This window comes from Microbispora sp. H10830 (genome assembly GCF_014161375.1).
In the GTDB taxonomy this organism is placed as follows: Bacteria; Actinomycetota; Actinomycetes; order Streptosporangiales; family Streptosporangiaceae; genus Microbispora; species Microbispora catharanthi.
Window position 1 is genome coordinate 59,734 of record NZ_JABBWX010000018.1, and the last position, 14,353, is coordinate 74,086.

The 14,353-nt window shown below is 72.7% G+C and carries 14 protein-coding genes; 4 read left to right on the plus strand and 10 right to left on the minus strand.

What is annotated here, in order from left to right:
* Positions 1-13 precede the first annotated feature (13 nt).
* Complete coding sequence (locus HHX35_RS34915) at positions 14-583, minus strand: isochorismatase family protein (RefSeq protein ID WP_139580458.1); 570 nt, start codon at positions 581-583, stop codon at positions 14-16.
* Between the two features lie 89 nt (positions 584-672).
* Here HHX35_RS34915 and HHX35_RS34920 point away from each other — a divergent pair, with 89 nt between their 5' ends.
* Complete coding sequence (locus tag HHX35_RS34920) at positions 673-1,116, plus strand: MarR family winged helix-turn-helix transcriptional regulator (protein WP_182902913.1); 444 nt, start codon at positions 673-675, stop codon at positions 1,114-1,116.
* A gap of 4 nt (positions 1,117-1,120) precedes the next feature.
* Here HHX35_RS34920 and HHX35_RS34925 read toward each other — a convergent pair whose 3' ends face one another.
* Genes HHX35_RS34925 through HHX35_RS34940 form a run of 4 tightly spaced genes read right to left on the minus strand, consistent with a single transcriptional unit; the run spans position 1,121 to position 7,317 of the window.
* Positions 1,121-2,356: an MFS transporter gene (locus tag HHX35_RS34925; protein WP_220506242.1), complete on the minus strand. Its 1,236-nt coding sequence runs from the start codon at positions 2,354-2,356 to the stop codon at positions 1,121-1,123.
* 23 nt (positions 2,357-2,379) lie between these two features.
* Complete coding sequence (locus tag HHX35_RS34930) at positions 2,380-3,366, minus strand: pyridoxamine 5'-phosphate oxidase family protein (protein ID WP_182902914.1); 987 nt, start codon at positions 3,364-3,366, stop codon at positions 2,380-2,382.
* Positions 3,366-4,007: a hemerythrin domain-containing protein gene (locus HHX35_RS34935; protein WP_182902915.1), complete on the minus strand. Its 642-nt coding sequence runs from the start codon at positions 4,005-4,007 to the stop codon at positions 3,366-3,368. The genes HHX35_RS34930 and HHX35_RS34935 overlap by 1 nt, the downstream gene beginning before the upstream one ends.
* 43 nt (positions 4,008-4,050) lie before the next feature.
* Complete coding sequence (locus tag HHX35_RS34940) at positions 4,051-7,317, minus strand: BTAD domain-containing putative transcriptional regulator (RefSeq protein ID WP_182902916.1); 3,267 nt, start codon at positions 7,315-7,317, stop codon at positions 4,051-4,053.
* Between the two features lie 125 nt (positions 7,318-7,442).
* Here HHX35_RS34940 and HHX35_RS34945 point away from each other — a divergent pair, with 125 nt between their 5' ends.
* Together HHX35_RS34945 and HHX35_RS34950 are read left to right on the plus strand one after the other, a co-directional pair.
* Complete coding sequence (locus HHX35_RS34945) at positions 7,443-7,982, plus strand: GNAT family N-acetyltransferase (RefSeq protein ID WP_182902917.1); 540 nt, start codon at positions 7,443-7,445, stop codon at positions 7,980-7,982.
* A 105-nt stretch (positions 7,983-8,087) separates the two neighbouring features.
* Positions 8,088-9,935 carry an FAD-dependent oxidoreductase gene (locus HHX35_RS34950; protein WP_310739512.1) on the plus strand — a complete coding sequence of 616 codons (1,848 nt, stop codon included), beginning with the start codon at positions 8,088-8,090 and terminating at the stop codon, positions 9,933-9,935.
* A 63-nt stretch (positions 9,936-9,998) separates the two neighbouring features.
* Here HHX35_RS34950 and HHX35_RS34955 read toward each other — a convergent pair whose 3' ends face one another.
* The 3 genes from HHX35_RS34955 to HHX35_RS34965 form a co-directional block, all read right to left on the minus strand.
* A complete protein-coding gene (locus HHX35_RS34955) occupies positions 9,999-10,388 on the minus strand; it encodes a hypothetical protein (protein WP_182902918.1) in 390 nt (129 codons plus the stop codon).
* Complete coding sequence (locus HHX35_RS34960) at positions 10,385-10,942, minus strand: MarR family winged helix-turn-helix transcriptional regulator (protein WP_182902919.1); 558 nt, start codon at positions 10,940-10,942, stop codon at positions 10,385-10,387. Before HHX35_RS34960 ends, HHX35_RS34955 begins: the two co-directional genes overlap by 4 nt.
* 72 nt (positions 10,943-11,014) lie before the next feature.
* Positions 11,015-11,500: a MarR family winged helix-turn-helix transcriptional regulator gene (locus HHX35_RS34965; RefSeq protein ID WP_182902920.1), complete on the minus strand. Its 486-nt coding sequence runs from the start codon at positions 11,498-11,500 to the stop codon at positions 11,015-11,017.
* A gap of 83 nt (positions 11,501-11,583) precedes the next feature.
* Here HHX35_RS34965 and HHX35_RS34970 point away from each other — a divergent pair, with 83 nt between their 5' ends.
* Complete coding sequence (locus HHX35_RS34970) at positions 11,584-12,228, plus strand: FMN-dependent NADH-azoreductase (protein ID WP_182902921.1); 645 nt, start codon at positions 11,584-11,586, stop codon at positions 12,226-12,228.
* 102 nt (positions 12,229-12,330) lie between these two features.
* Here the strand turns inward: HHX35_RS34970 and HHX35_RS34975 are convergent, their stop codons facing one another.
* Both HHX35_RS34975 and HHX35_RS34980 read right to left on the minus strand, forming a co-directional pair.
* Entirely contained in the window at positions 12,331-13,848 is a 1,518-nt protein-coding gene (locus HHX35_RS34975; RefSeq protein ID WP_182902922.1) for an alpha/beta hydrolase domain-containing protein, read from the minus strand.
* Positions 13,849-13,936: 88 nt separating this feature from the next.
* Positions 13,937-14,326: a nuclear transport factor 2 family protein gene (locus HHX35_RS34980; protein ID WP_220506243.1), complete on the minus strand. Its 390-nt coding sequence runs from the start codon at positions 14,324-14,326 to the stop codon at positions 13,937-13,939.
* Positions 14,327-14,353: the final 27 nt, after the last annotated feature.

Sequence of the window (14,353 nt, forward strand, 5' to 3'; positions counted from 1 at the left end):
CGCGCTGGGCGGATCAGGCGAAGGCGGCGAGGATCGACTCGGTCGTGTCGATCTGCGCGATCCGCGGCAGGATCACCCCGAGAGCGTTCTCGTGGGCCGAGGCGACCAGGTCGGTGACCGCGTCGGAGGCCACCGCGATCTCGTAGCCCCGCTCCCGGGCGCCGCGCGCGGTGGACTCCACGCCGATGCTGGTGGAGATCCCCGCCAGCACGATCCCCGTGATCTTCCGGCGGCGCAGTTGCAGGTCGAGCTCGGTGCCGTGGAAGGCGTCCCAGCCCCGCTTGGTGATCGCGATGTCGGTCGGCCCGTCCGGCACGCGCTCGTCATACTCGGCGAAATCCGGCGCGGGTGCGATCGCGGGCCCGGGCGCGTCCGTCCGGGCCCGCAGCACGTCACCGCCGTCGGGGGAGAACGCCACCCGCACCCGCACGACCGGAAGGCCCCGCTCGCGGGCGGCCCCCGCGAGCCGGGCGGCGTTGGCGACGACCTCGGCCGCCGGATGCGCGGTGGGCAGAGCGGTGATCCCCTTCTGCAGGTCGATCAGGACGACGGCCGTACGGTCGTCGAGCAGTGTGACGGGCATGTGAGCTCCTTCAAATATAGACAGCGGAACTGTACAGCCATGCTGAATAGATTGCCAGCAAGGCTGTGCATCTCGGCTACGCTGAGCCCATGAGGGACGCGTCCGAGGTCGCCGCCGAGCTGCGGCTCGTGGTCGGGCATCTGGTCAGGCGGGTGCGCGAGGACGACCCGATACCTCCCGGGATCATCGCGGTGATCGGCCTGCTCGGCCGGCAGGGCCCGATGACCACCAGCGAACTGGCCGCCGCCCGGCGGGTGCGCCCGCAGTCGATGGCCCGCACCGTCGGCCAGCTGATCGACCAGGGGCTCGCCGAGCGCGGCACGCATCCCGTCGACGGCCGCAAGGCCCCCGTCTCGCTGACCGCCGCCGGGCTCGACGCCCTGGAACAGGTGCGCACCCGGCGGGCCGACTGGCTCGCCGAGGCGATCGAGGACACGCTGTCCCCCGCCGAGCGGGAGACGCTGGCGGGCGCGGTGGACCTGGTCCGCCGCCTGGTCGACTGGGAGCCGTCCGGGCCGGGCCGCGGGACGTGAGCCGTCAGCCGGTGGCGCCGGACAGCTCCGGGTTCTGCTGGCGGATGGGCGTGAAGAACGCGGCGACCGCGATCAGCAGGCAGGCCGCCCCGGCCAGCAGGCAGACCACCTCGACCCCGTGCCGCTGCGCGCCCCAGGTCAGCACGGCCGCCCCCGCCGGGCCCAGCGAGAAGTGGATCGTCCAGAAGGCCGAGGTGACCCTGCCCAGCAGGTGGTCGGGGGTGACCTGCTGGCGCAGCGACATCGAGCAGATCCCGGCCACGCTGACGCAGGCGAGGTAGGCGGCAGCCGTCGCCCCGGCGACGGGGACACCGGTGGACACGCCGAGCCCCATGACGGCGAGCCCGGCGACCGCGATCGCCCCGATCCAGGAGGCGCCGAACCCCAGCCTGCGGCGTACGGGACCGACGAGGAGCGAGCCGGCGACCGTGCCCAGCGCGGCGACCGCGAGCACCACCCCCACGGCGCCGTCGGACTGGCCGAGGTCGTGCTTGAGGTGATAGATCAGCACGTCGGTCAGCCCGAGGGTCAGGAAGATGAAGAACGACAGCAGGACGGTCAGGGCACGCAGCACCGGCTGCCGCCACAGGAAGCGGGCCCCGGCGAGCAGCTCGTGCCAGGGCCCCCGTGCTTCCTCCGGCGAGGGCGAGGGCGCCGGCTGCCGCCTGAGCCGGATCAGCAGGACGCCCAGCGCGGAGACCCCGAAGCTGGCCGCGTTGATCGCGATGGCGGCCGTGGGGCCGAACCAGCCCGCCACCACCCCGGCCAGCAGCGGCCCGCCGACCCCCGCCGCGGCGGCGGTGGCGCCCAGCCGCCCGTTGGCCTCGGTGATCCGGTCCGCGTCGACCAGACCCCGCACCGCCGTGACGTACGCGACCTGGAAGACCATGCCGATCGCCTCGCTGAGCGGCAGGACCACGTAGAGCAGCCAGACCTTGGGCCCGAAGGCCCAGGCGACCGGGACGATGCCATACAGCGCCATCCTCGCCACATCGCACCAGATCAGCAGGCGCCTGCGGTCGAGCCGGTCGACCAGGACCCCGGCGAAGACCCCCGCCGCCACCGACGCGGCGCTCGCCAGGCCGGTCAGCAGGCCCATCTGCGCGACCGATCCGGTCACGTGCAGCACGAGCAACGGGACCGCGATGAGGGCGAACGAGTCCCCCGCGACCGACAGCGTCTGGGACGCCCAGAACACGGAGAAATCCCGGTTACGCCACAGCTGCGATCCTTCTGCCACCTCACCATGCTGCCGTACGTAGATCAGGTGCGGGGGCGGCGGACGCTGGGGACGGGCTGGCCGCGGCGGGCGGCCTCGGCCTTCAGGCGCTTCCTGAGCAGGCTGCCCTGTCCGAGGAACGACCGGAACCGCTCGCGGCTGCTCCCGGCGAGGCTCCAGTCGTTCAGGGCCCGCTCGACCCGTACGCTCAGCCGGTCGCCCTCCCCCGTCGCGGTGCCGACGAGCACCACGTTCTCCTGCCATTCCAAGCCCGGGCCGTGCCGATGGAAGGTGAGGCACACCGGCCCGGCGACGGCTTCGACACCCGCGGGCAGCAGCAGGTCGAACCCCGCCTCGGTGCGTACGGCCGAGCGGGTGCGCACGGCCAGCGGCATGCCGCCGGCGTCGACCATGGTGACGACGGGCTCGCCCAGGCGGGCCGCGCGGCCGGCGAAGGGCCGCCAGTCCGCCGGCGCGACGGACCGGCTCGGCAGCCGGGGGCCGTTCGGAGCAGGGTCGGAGACGGGCGCGGCCGCCTCACCGGGCCGGATCCACACCTCCGGTGTCCCGGACAGGTCGCCCTCGGGCCACCAGACGATCCGCTCCGGGGTCACCTCCACATAGATGCGGGCGAAGTACCACCCCAGCCGCTTCGTCAGGAACCACGGCGTCCCGGCGAAGCCGGAGCCCGCCTTGGCCAGGGACTCCCGGACATACCTGTCGGTGTTGGCCTGCAGATCGGCGTCGCGTACGGCGGCCCGGCCCTGCACGAGGACGACGGGCGGCCGGTCGAGGCCGCTGCCTTCGGCGGAGGAGTACAGCAGCGCGACGCGCGGGTCGCGGCGGGCCCGCTCCGCCTTGTCGGGATAGGTGAGCCCGGTGCTCACGTCGAGCGTGCCGCCCGCGCCGACGTACGGCGTGACCGGCCAGGTGACGGGCCGTCCGTCCCGGGTGAGCGAGGCGTACTCGCAGACCACGGCGCGGCCGAACAGCTCGGCGGCCTCGCGCGGCCAGGTGGTCAGGGTGGTCATCACGACTCCAGGGGTGCGGGCAGAGAGATGGACACGCCGTACAGCCGGGCGAACCGCCGCTGGTAGGCGGGCCACCAGAACAGGCGGAACATCAGCCGGGCCACGACCGGCAGGTCCGCGAACGCGGCCGTGAGCAGGGCGGGGTCGGCGCTGGAGACGAGCCACCCGAAGACGATCGGGACGCGGCGGCCGAAGTCGGCCATCGCCTTGCGCCTGTCCGCCTCGATGTCGTCGGGTGTGAGGTGCCGCAGCATCAGCGGCACGGCCGTGCGCTCCTCGTGGTCGAGGTGCTCGTTGACCAGCTCGTGCAGCCGCCGCAGAGCGGGAACGCGCTCCGGCAGGGGCGCCGCACGGTCGGCGGCGACCGCCACGAGCGGGTCGAGCACGGCGTGCTCGGACTCCAGCTCGGCCAGCACGTCCCCCGCCTCGGGGGCGTGGGCGACGAGCGTGGGCCACAGCGTGGTGTCCTCGTGGGTGTGGTGGGCGTGGAGCATCTCCAGCAGGAGTGCGAGCTGCTCCTCCAGGAGTTCCTCGTGCTCGCGGTCCCGGGGGGCGCGGCACGCCTCGGCGAGGCGGCCGAACTCCGCCCGGAAGCCGGCGTGCATCAGCAGGAAGCCGGCGAGGTGTTCTTGTGTGATCATCTGCTCCCTCACGTGTGTGGGGAACAGCGTGCGTTTCCTGCCCTTATGAGCACTTGTCGAGGGCTTGTCGGGCCCTTGACAGCCAGTAGCCCGCACCCGCCTCCTCCAGGACGCGCACCGCCTCCCGCAGATGGGCCCGCGCTCCCGCACGGTCCCCCAGCGCCAGCAGCGCCTCACCCAAGTGGCCGTCGTACGCCCCGTCGACGGTGGTGCAGGTGCCGTTCACGTGCAGCAGGCCGGCGAAGGGACGGAACGCGTCGTAGACCTCCCGCACGACGTCCAGCTCGCCGAGCCGGATCGCCGCGTGCAGCCGGCACATGGTGGCCATCGCCCAGTGGTAGTCGCGCGGCGGTGGAGGGGTCTCACGCAGCAGCCGCAGAGCACGCTCACGCTCGCCCAGGTCCGCCAGCGCGTACGCCAGGACGTAGGCGAGCCCCGCCAGGCCCGTACGCCGGAACATCTCCTCGATCCATTCCACTTCCGCGCCGAGGCGGTCCTCCTGCAGGAGCGTCTCGGCCCGCACGGCGAGCATGCCCACCTCGAAGTACGCGAGGTCGGAGAAGGACAACGTCGCCCTGACGGGCTCGAAGTGGCGGGTCGGCTCCGGCACGCCCTGGAACAGGTCGAGCCCCACGTGCGCGATCGCCGCCTGCAGCGCCAGCGTCGGGTTGTGCAGGCCGCGCAGCAGCGCGTCGGTCTCCGTCAGCAACTCGCGCGCCTCCGCCACCCGGCCGTACTCGACGTGATGAGCGACGAGGTGGAGTTGTGCGATCACCTGCAACTGGGACGACAGATCCGGCTCCGCCAGCAGGCGCCGCGAGGTCTCGGCCAGCTGGTCGATGAAGTCCTGCCCCTGCATGGCGAGCAACCGCAGGTGGAGCACGCGCCGCAGCAGCATGGGGTCGCCCAGTCGCTCCGCCGCCGCCACGGCCTGCGACGAGACCCGCTCGACCTGGTCCTCGCCGCCGGTCTGGGCCAGCACGACGGCCCGCACGGCCTGCGCGGACGTCCAGGCGGCGGCGTTTCGCGGCAGCTCGCGCACGGCGCGCTCCATCGACTCCCGCAGGACGCGCACGTCCAGACCATGCCGGAAGGGAACCCAGACACCGTGCCCCATCGCGATGTCGGCGGCCCTGACGGCCCGCTCCAGGTCGTCTCCGGCGAGTGCCAGCGCCTGTTCGATCGCCTCGTAGCCCTCGTCGTACCGCCCGGCGGCGTAGCGGCTGTCCGCCAGGCCGACCGCGAGCTCGAACCGCTCGGCCGCCTCCGCTCCGGCGAGCTCGGCCGCCGCCAGCGCCTCCTGCCATGAGGTGGCCGCGTCGTCGAGCGCGTGCCTGCGCATGGCCGCACGCGCGGCACGGGCGGCATAGTCCATCGCCATGCGGGCCGGCTGCGGGCCCAGCTCGGCCGCCGCCAGCCAGTGCCGCGCGATGGTCGCCGCCTGGTCGTCCCGATCGCCGTACGCGCGGGTGAGCACGCCGGCCAGCCGCGCGTGCACGCCCGCCCGCCAGAGGCGGGAGCGGCGCGACAGCAACGCGTCGGTCACCAGGGCGTGGGCGAACACGTACCCACCCAGCCTGGCGCCCGACTCGCGGATCAGACCGGCCGCCAGCGCCGCGTCCAGCGAGGGCACCAGGTCGCCCAGGTCGCGCCCGGCGACCTCGGCCATGACCCGCGCCTCGAACTCGTCGCCCGCGACCGCGGCCAGCTCCAGCAGGGCGGCCGTCTCCTCTCCCAGCCCGGCCACCCGGTGCAGCACGACGTCGAGCACGCCCTGCGGCAGCTCCTCACCCGCCCGGGCCAGCTCGGCGAGGAAGAACGGGTTCCCCCCGGTGCGCCCGCGCAGTTCCCCGGCCTTCCGGCTGCCCGGGTCGCGGCCGGACAGCTCCCGCACGAGCGCGCGCACCTCCTCGGTGGCGAGCCCGTCGAGGCCCAGCCTGCGCGCGCCGAGCCGGGACAGCGCCGACAGGGTGGCGGTCAGCACCGACGCCTCGTGCCGCCGGAAGCTGGCCACGACAAGCAGGCCCGGCCGCGCGGTGGACGCGACGTGGACCAGCAGGCGCAGCGTCGCGTCGTCGGCCGCGTGGACGTCCTCCAGGACGACGGCCACCGGGCCGAGATCGGCCAGGAACGTCCCGACCGCCTCGAAGAACCGCAGCCGCGCCCCCTGCGCGTCGTACGCCGGGATCGCCTCCACCCCGCCCGCCAGGAACGTGCGGACCTCCTCGGGCAGGACGGCGCCGGGTGCCGCGTCCGCGAGGTCGCGCAGCACCTGCTCCCACGGCCACAGGGCGGGCGCCGTCTCGTGGTCGGGGCTCGACCCCCATCCCACCGGGACGCCGGCGGTCGCGCGGAACCTCCTGAGCAGGCTGGTCTTGCCGACACCCGGCTCGCCGTCCACGAGCACGACCTGCCGGGCCGTGGATGCCGCCTTCACGGCGGCGGCCAGGAACTCCAGCGCGCTCTCACGTCCCACGAACGGCCCGTCGTCCGCGCGTCGCCCGGGGCCGGGCCGTCGTGGGGGCGGCGCGGCGGGTCTCGCCGCCGCGGTCAGCGCGGCGTCCTGGCGCAGCACGGCGGTCTCCAGCTCGCGCAGCCGGGGCCCCGGATCGATGCCCAGCTCGCCCGCCAGCACCTCGCGCACCCTGCGCAGGCACTCCAGCGCCGCCGCCTGACGGCCCGACCGATAGTGGGCCAGCGCGAGCAGTTCCCAGGCCCGCTCCCGCAGCGGGTGGTCGTGCACGAACGGTTCGAGCCGCGCGACCACATCCGTGTGGCGTCCCAGCTCAAGCAGTGCCCCCGCCAGCCCTTCGACCGCGTCGAGCCGGAGCTGCTCCAGTCGGGCGATCTCCGGCCGCGCCCACTCCTCGGACCGCGCGTCGGCGTAGGCGTCGCCCCGCCACAGGGCGAGCGCCTCGGTGAGCACGGCCGCCGCCTGCTCGTGCCGTCCCTCGTCCAGGTGTCCCGACCCCGTGGACACGAGCGCGTCGAAGTCCCGCGTGTCGAGGCCGATCTCGCCGGTCATCAGGCCGTACCCGTCCGCCGCGCTGACCAGGACCGTGGCCGGCGCCCCCGCCTTCCGGCCGGGCTCCAGGCGGCGGCGCAGGTTGGAGACGTACACCTGAAGGCTGCCCTGGGCGCTCGCGGGCGGGCTGCCGCCCCAGAGCCTGTCGGCCAGCACGTCCGCCGGGAGCACCCGATCGGCGTTCATCACGAGGAGGGCCAGGAGCGCTCGCTGCTTGGGCGGCCCGGCTGGTACGACCTGCCCGGCCACGACGAGTTCCATGGGACCGAGGACGTTCAGCCGCACGGGCCAATGCTAGAGAGACGGCTTGAACCGGTCCAGCCGTGACTTTCCCGGCCCACCGGACGACACCGGCAGGGATACGATCGCCCGGCAGCGCGGACGGTACCACGAGCGGAGGAGACGACCGCATGGCGGACGAGGACACCACGATCCGGCTCATCCGGGTGGACGACGCCGAGGTGATCGCGGCGCACCGCGCCCGCGACAGGCGGGCGTACACCGCCTGGGAACCGGCCCAGCCGGACGAGTTCTACACGGCGGCCGGGCAGCGCCGGCGCATCGAGGCGCTGCTCGCCGAGCACGACCGGGGCGAGCGCTGGCCGGCGGTCATCCTCGCGGGCGGCGAGGTCGTCGGTCAGGTGACCGTGAGCACGATCCTGCGCGGCCCTTTCCGGAAGGGCTTCCTGGGCTACTGGGTCGCCTCGGCCTTCGACGGCCGGGGTCACGCGACCCGGGCGGTCAGTCAGATACTCACCGTGATGACCGAGGAGCTCGGGCTGCACCGCGCGGAGGCGCACACCCGGATGGACAACCTGGCCTCGCAGCGGGTGCTGCGCGCCAACGGCTTCCGCCCCTGGGGGGTCGCCCACGCCCACATCTTCCTCGACGGGGCATGGCATGACGAGGTGTTCTGGGAACGAATGCTGGACGACACGCCCTCGTCTTGACCATTGCCTGGGACACCAGTTGCCCGACCCCGGCGCGTCGCGTGCCGTCGTATGACCTTGACCCCGAAACTCACTCTCCGTAATCGACTCGCGGAGGAGGAGTTCGTGGTCTCAATCGACCGTCGGGGATTCGCCAAGCTGGCCGGGCTGGGCGCGGTGGGATCGGTCATGAGTCCGTCCCTGGGCACGGCCCCCGCCTCGGCGGCGCGCGCGCCGTACGCGGGAGAGCGCTGGCAGACCTGTCTTCAGGTGGCGCGCGACCACCTGCTCGTCGACAAGGACGGCAACGACCTCAAGCACCGATACCTGCAGGTGCTCATCGACAACGGCCTGCCCAGGACCCGCACGCCCAAGAAGGTCCTGATCGTCGGGGCCGGGATCTCCGGCCTGGTGGCGGCTACGCTGCTGAAGCGGGCCGGGCACCACGTCACCGTCATCGAGGCCAACGGCAACCGGATCGGCGGCCGGATCAAGACCTTCCGTACAGGCTTCCGGGACAGGCGGCAGTACGCCGAAGCGGGGGCCATGCGCATCCCGGACTTCCACCCGCTGACGCTGGCGCTCATCGACAAGCTGGGGATCACGCGCCGGCCCTTCTACAACGTCGACGTGCCGCCCGGCGCCGTCCCCCGCGGACCGGTGCCGCCGGTCGTCTACACCTCATACACCGGACAGGAGTGGCGTTCCGGCCCGTCCAAGGGCGCCTTCACGGCGCCCCCGCGTGTGAACCACACGTTCATCCATGTCAACGGCATCACCCAGCGGCGCGACGAGTACGCGAGGGATCCACGCAGGATCAACGCGTCGTTCGGCCTCAGGGACGACCGGACCGCGGCCGAGATCCTCGACGCCGCCCTGGACCCGGCGAGGGACTACTTCTCCGTACGCAGGGGCGACAAGCGGATCGACAAGCCGCTGCCCGAGCAGATCGAGGGCTGGGCCCGGCTGCTGTACGACTTCGACGGCTACTCGATGTACGCCTACCTCAAGGAGCACGCGAAGCTCGGCGACGAGGCGATCGACGCCATCGGCACGCTGGAGAACCTCACCTCCCGGCTGCCGCTGTCGTTCATGCACACGTTCCTCACCCGCAGCCTCGTGAACCCGGCCGTGACCTACTGGGAGATGACCGGCGGCAGCAGGGAGCTGCCGTACGCGCTGGAGCCGGGCCTGCGCGACGAGATCCACATGGACCGCAGGGCCGTACGGATCGAGACGTCCGGACGCCGCGTGCGCGTCTCGACGGTCAGCGAGGCGGGCAGCACGGAGTCGGAGTTCACCCGGCAGACGCCGCGGGAGACGTTCGAGGGGGACGTGGCGATCATCACGGTCCCGTTCTCCGCGCTGCGCCACGTCGAGATCGCGCCGGCCCTGTCCTACCGCAAGCGCCGCTCGATCATGGAACTGCACTACGACTCCGCCACCAAGGTGCTGCTGGAGTTCCGCAGGCGCTGGTGGGAGTTCACCGAGGAGGACTGGAAACGCGAGCTCGGCGGCCGCCACCGGCCCGGGCCGGTGGCGCACACGATGGGCGGCGGGTCGGTCTGCGACAACGCCAACCGGTTCATCTACTTCCCCTCGCACCCCGTGCCGGGCAGCGAGGGCGGCGTCGTGCTGGCCAGCTACTCGTGGGCCGACGACGCGACCCGCTGGGACTCGATGGACGACGAGGAACGGTACGGCTACGCGCTGCGCGGGCTCCAGGAGGTGCACGGAGACCGCGTCGCGGAGTTCTACACCGGCCGCGGCCAGACCCAGAGCTGGATGCGCAACCGCTACGCCTTCGGCGAGGCGGCGGTCTTCACGCCCGGCCAGATGACCGAGGTCCACCCCGCCATCGCCGTCCCCGAGGGCCCGCTGCACTTCGCCGGCGAGCACACCTCGCTCAAGCACTCCTGGATCGAGGGCGCGCTGGAGTCGGCCGTACGCGTGGCCCTGGAGGTCAACGGCTGACCCCCTACTCCCGCGGGGTCCTTCGTGCCCAGGGGCCCCGCGGGTTCACCCGGACAGGCGTGGTCAACGCCCGAAATCCGGCTCGATCTCCGCTCTCATCGGCTGCCAGGGCGACGCGTCGAACACCAGCATGATCGAGACGATCTTGCCGTCGTCCAGGCGGAAGTGCTCGGCCGTGCGCTGCGTGCCGGCCGGCGTCGCGGTGTGCACGTCGTACACGAGCGTCGCCTCGGCTTCGCCGTACAGCTCGCTGATGAGGTCAACCCCGGTCACGATCGACACGAACCCCGGCAACGTCGCCAGATGCCCGGCCCGGTCGTCAGAGCTGAAGAACGGGCTCTGGAACCGGAAGGGCTCCCCCAGATGTGCCGCGGCGGCGGTCGCGTCCCCGCGGAAACGTGCCTCGTGATACCCGCGTACGGCGCGGCGCGTCTGTTCCTGCGTGGCGTTCACGGCTGGGATCCGATCTGACGGAGGTGGGCGGAGAGGCGCTGCTGGTTGGCGGCCAGGCGCAGGCACAGGTCGCGCAGGACGACCAGTTCTTCGGGCGTGAACCCCTGGAACAGCGCCTTCATGGCGAGCCTCGACGGCTTGCGGAAGTCGTCGATCCACGCCCGGCCGGCCGGGGTGATCTCGGCGAGGACCGAACGCCGGTCACTCGGGTCGGGGACCCGGCGGACCAGCCCGTCGCGTTCGAGGGTGTCCACCAGGCCGGTGACGTTGCGGGAGCTGACCCCGGCGGCCCGGGCGAGCTCGCCGATGCTGATCCCCCGCTCGCTCGCGGCGAGCCGGATCAGCAGGTCGAGAGCGCCCGCGCTGACTCCTCTGCCCTCGGAGCCGTGGGAGCGGAGGCGCTCGACGGCGTGACAGGCGGTGCGGACGGCCGCGCTCGCCTCGAACGCGGGCAGATCACCGTCGTCGCCGGCGATCCACGCCATCGCCGCCCTGGCTCGCGGGTCGTAAAGGAAGCCGTCCTGATCGTTCTCATAGCTATCTACGTCCTTCATAGTAAGAACATAGATTAGTACGTACTTCCGGATTTTGGGATCCTCTGCTGGAAGCAGGCGGCCCTGCCGCTCTCAGCAGGGTGGGGCTTCGTCGCAGGCGGCCACTTCGGCGCAGGCCTCCGCACTGCCGCCGGCCACCTGCTGGAGCAGGCCGTAGAGAGTCTCACGCTGGTCGTGGTCGAGCGCACCGAGCACCTCGTCCTCGACCGCCGCCAGCGCGAACTCGGCCTTCGCGAGCCGCTTCGCGCCGGCTTCGGTGAGTTCGACGATGTGCCTGCGGCGATCCTCCGGCGACCGCCGCCGCTCGATCAGCTTCTCGGCCTCCAGGTCGTTGAGCAGCCCGACGACATTGGTCCCGTCCATCTCCAGCGTGCTCGCGAGCGCCTGCTGGGTGCTGCCGCCACGGTCCCGCAGCACCGTGAGGGCGACGAGGTGGCGGGGACGCAGGCCGAGCGGCGCGAGCACCGACTCGGAACGTAGACGCAGACGGCGCGCGAGGTGGTCGAGCAACGCGCCGCACCGGTGCACCGGCTGGTTGACGACGGGCAGGGACGCCATGGTCCAACTCTAGCCGACTTGACCTGCGATAGATGGAAGGCTAATCATTGACAAAGCACAAACCATCTGTGGAGGGCGAGGAAATGTCCCATCTGCTGCACATCGACGCGAGCATCCAGGGCGAGCGTTCCGTCAGCCGCAAGCTCACCGCGAGGGCCGTCGCCGCCTGGCGCGCCACGCATCCCGGGGGCACCGTCACCTACCGCGACCTGGGCAGCACCCCGCTCCCGCATCTCGACCAGGACAGTGGCCTGGCCCGGATGGTCCCGCGGGAGCAGCACACCGCGGCCCAGGCGGCCTCGTGGAGGTTGACGGAACAGCTGGTCGGCGAGGTGAGACAGGCCGACACGATCGTGCTCGGGCTGCCGCTCTACAACTTCGGGGCGCCCAGCGCCGTCAAGTCCTGGGTGGACCACCTCATCGCCCCCGGACTGTCGTACGACCCTGCGACGGGCGAGGGCCTGCTGGGAGGGCGTGACCTCCTGGTCCTCGCGAGTCGCGGCGGCGGCTACGGGGCGGGGACCCCCCGCGAGGGATGGGACCACGCGGAGCCGTGGCTGCCGCACGGCCTCTCCATGACGGGCCTGCGGCCCCGCTTCATCACGGCCGAGCTCACCCTCGCCTACGTGACACCGGCGATGACCGAGCTGATTCCGCTGGCCGACAAGAGCCTCGCGGCGGCGGAGCAGGCGATCGACGGTCTCTGGGCTGCCGCCGCCGTCGCGTGAGGGAGCCCGGCGGAAGTGGGCATCCGGGCGGAAAAGGCCCCTTCCCGGACGCGGGAAGGGGCCTTCGCCGTCGAGGGAAGGGGCTTCGCCCCGGTGGCCGCGTCAGCCGCCGACGCCGGAGTTCTCCGCGGCGGTGACGATCGTGGTCGCGTCCTCCGGCAGGAGGTATCCGGCGCTCACCGACGCCTGCGCGGCCGCCCGCACCTTGCTCACGTAGTCGGCGTGCGTCGGGTAGAGCCGGGCCAGCACCGGCTCGGCCGTACGCGGCAGGAACGGGTCGGACGGGTCGCCCAGGTTGTGCCGGTCCCACGGGTCGGCGTCGCCGTTCCACGGGTCGCGGGCGCCGTAGAGGCCGCAGAATACGCCACTGCCGCTGGTGTCCCGCTCCCCCGTGAGCGTGCGGGTCGGCACCGCCATGTCGGGGAGCCGGACGCCGCCCACGGCCAGGCCCGTGGCCGGGTCGCGCAGCTCGGGGTGCAGCGACGCCCCGCTCGGCGGCCGGGGCCCGCCCCTCGCCCAGGCGGCCAGGTGACGCAGCGCCGCGTTCATGGAGTAGTGGCCGGGTCCGTCGTTGAACGGCGCCGACCCGGCGGCGCAGTCGGCCCGGGGCGCGGCGGAGCCCGCCGACTTCTGCACCGTCGGGTCACCGAGGTCGTACGCCCACTGGTCGCCGTGGGCCGTACCGGCCAGCTCCCAGTGCACCACCCGGTCGGTGTCCGGCTGCCGGGCCGCGAACGCCGTCGGTACGTCGGTCTCGGTGAGCACGACGAACGTCGGCACCGGCAGGTCCGTACGGATCCTGCTCGGGTTCGGCATCGCCAGCACGTCGATCAGACTGCCGCTGATCGGGGAGCCGACCGCGCCGTTGCTGTGGATCATGAAGCCGTCGTAGACCTTCGACACGGGCTGCACCGCGTTGACGTACGTCGTCATGAAGCCGGCCGACTGCGACTCGCCGTCGGCGAGCAGCGTCGTGACGTGCAGGCCGCCGAGCGGATCGGGCCCGTTCGGCGTGCGCAGCGCCTGCCCGGCCTGGGAGAAGATGTCGTACGCGTAGGCGTCCCCGGGGTGGACGAGGCTGCCGTACCGCGCCGGGTCCCAGCCCTTGAGACCGCTGATCTCGCCGAGGCCGCCGTTGACGCCGACCTCCTGCGCCGAGACGCCCACCCACGCGTAGCCCTTGCGCAGCAGTTCGTCGCGTTCGAACCAGTAGTCCGGGGACAGGTCGATCTGGCCGCTGACGTTGAGCCATTCGACCACGACCGTTCCGTTGAACCTCGCCGGGTCGACGGGCCGGCGGACCAGGAGCCGGGTCTTGTACGCGGCGCGGCCGGCCGCCCGGACGTTCCACCGGCCGTCCGACGTCCAGATGCCGGACTTGGCGTAGGAGGTGGCGGTGCCCTCGATGAAGTACTCGCTCTCCGTGAAGCCGAACGAGCCGAGGTCCTCCGCCGCGGCGAGGAACGGGAAGCCGTGGTCGCCGGCGGCCGGGACGCTGATGGCAGGGCTCGCTGCCGCGGCCTGGGCGGCCGGCGGGGCGCCGAGGAGGGCGGCGGCGAGCGCCGCCCCCAGCGCCGCGGCGGTGATCCGCCGCCGGGGGGACCGGACGGGTACGCGCACGGGTTACCTCCGTGAGACGAATGTCGGGGAGGCACAGTGTCGCCCGCCCCGCCCGGCCGGGTAATCGGCGGAATCACCTGCGTTGGCCCTAGCCCTGGCCGGCGCCGGCCTGGGCCTGCCGGCGGCGGAATTCGTCGAACGGCGTGCGGTCGAAGACGAACCGGTTGTAGACGATCTTCCCGTCGCGGACCGTGACGCATTCGGCCGCGGGCGCGCTCTTCGCCGGGATCGTCTCCGCGTCGTACATCATCAGGGCCCTGTCGTCGTCACCGAACGCCGCGATCATCTCCGTCCTGACGAGGAACCGTTCGGCGAAAGGCGCCAGGAAGTCCCGGTACGCCTGGATCCCGACGAGCCGTCCCGCCGGGGCGTCGAGCACGACGTCGCCGGCGATGTAGCCGGTCGCGAGGTCGAGGTCCCCGCCGGTCCACGCGCGGTGGTAGGCGAGCGCGATCTGCAATGCTGAGCTGGTCATCATGTCTCCTTCCGGTGCTGCCTTGTACGA

What these genes read in the sequence shown, in the direction of transcription:
- HHX35_RS34920 (WP_182902913.1), top strand. Translation starts at nt 673, where the DNA reads ATGAGGGACGCGTCCGAGGTCGCCGCCGAGCTGCGGCTCGTGGTCGGG.
- HHX35_RS34960 (WP_182902919.1), bottom strand. Translation starts at nt 10,942, where the DNA reads ATGAAGGACGTAGATAGCTATGAGAACGATCAGGACGGCTTCCTTTAC.
- HHX35_RS34965 (WP_182902920.1), bottom strand. Translation starts at nt 11,500, where the DNA reads ATGGCGTCCCTGCCCGTCGTCAACCAGCCGGTGCACCGGTGCGGCGCG.
- HHX35_RS34935 (WP_182902915.1), bottom strand. Translation starts at nt 4,007, where the DNA reads ATGATCACACAAGAACACCTCGCCGGCTTCCTGCTGATGCACGCCGGC.
- HHX35_RS34915 (WP_139580458.1), bottom strand. Translation starts at nt 583, where the DNA reads ATGCCCGTCACACTGCTCGACGACCGTACGGCCGTCGTCCTGATCGAC.
- HHX35_RS34945 (WP_182902917.1), top strand. Translation starts at nt 7,443, where the DNA reads ATGGCGGACGAGGACACCACGATCCGGCTCATCCGGGTGGACGACGCC.
- HHX35_RS34980 (WP_220506243.1), bottom strand. Translation starts at nt 14,326, where the DNA reads ATGATGACCAGCTCAGCATTGCAGATCGCGCTCGCCTACCACCGCGCG.
- HHX35_RS34970 (WP_182902921.1), top strand. Translation starts at nt 11,584, where the DNA reads ATGTCCCATCTGCTGCACATCGACGCGAGCATCCAGGGCGAGCGTTCC.
- HHX35_RS34930 (WP_182902914.1), bottom strand. Translation starts at nt 3,366, where the DNA reads ATGACCACCCTGACCACCTGGCCGCGCGAGGCCGCCGAGCTGTTCGGC.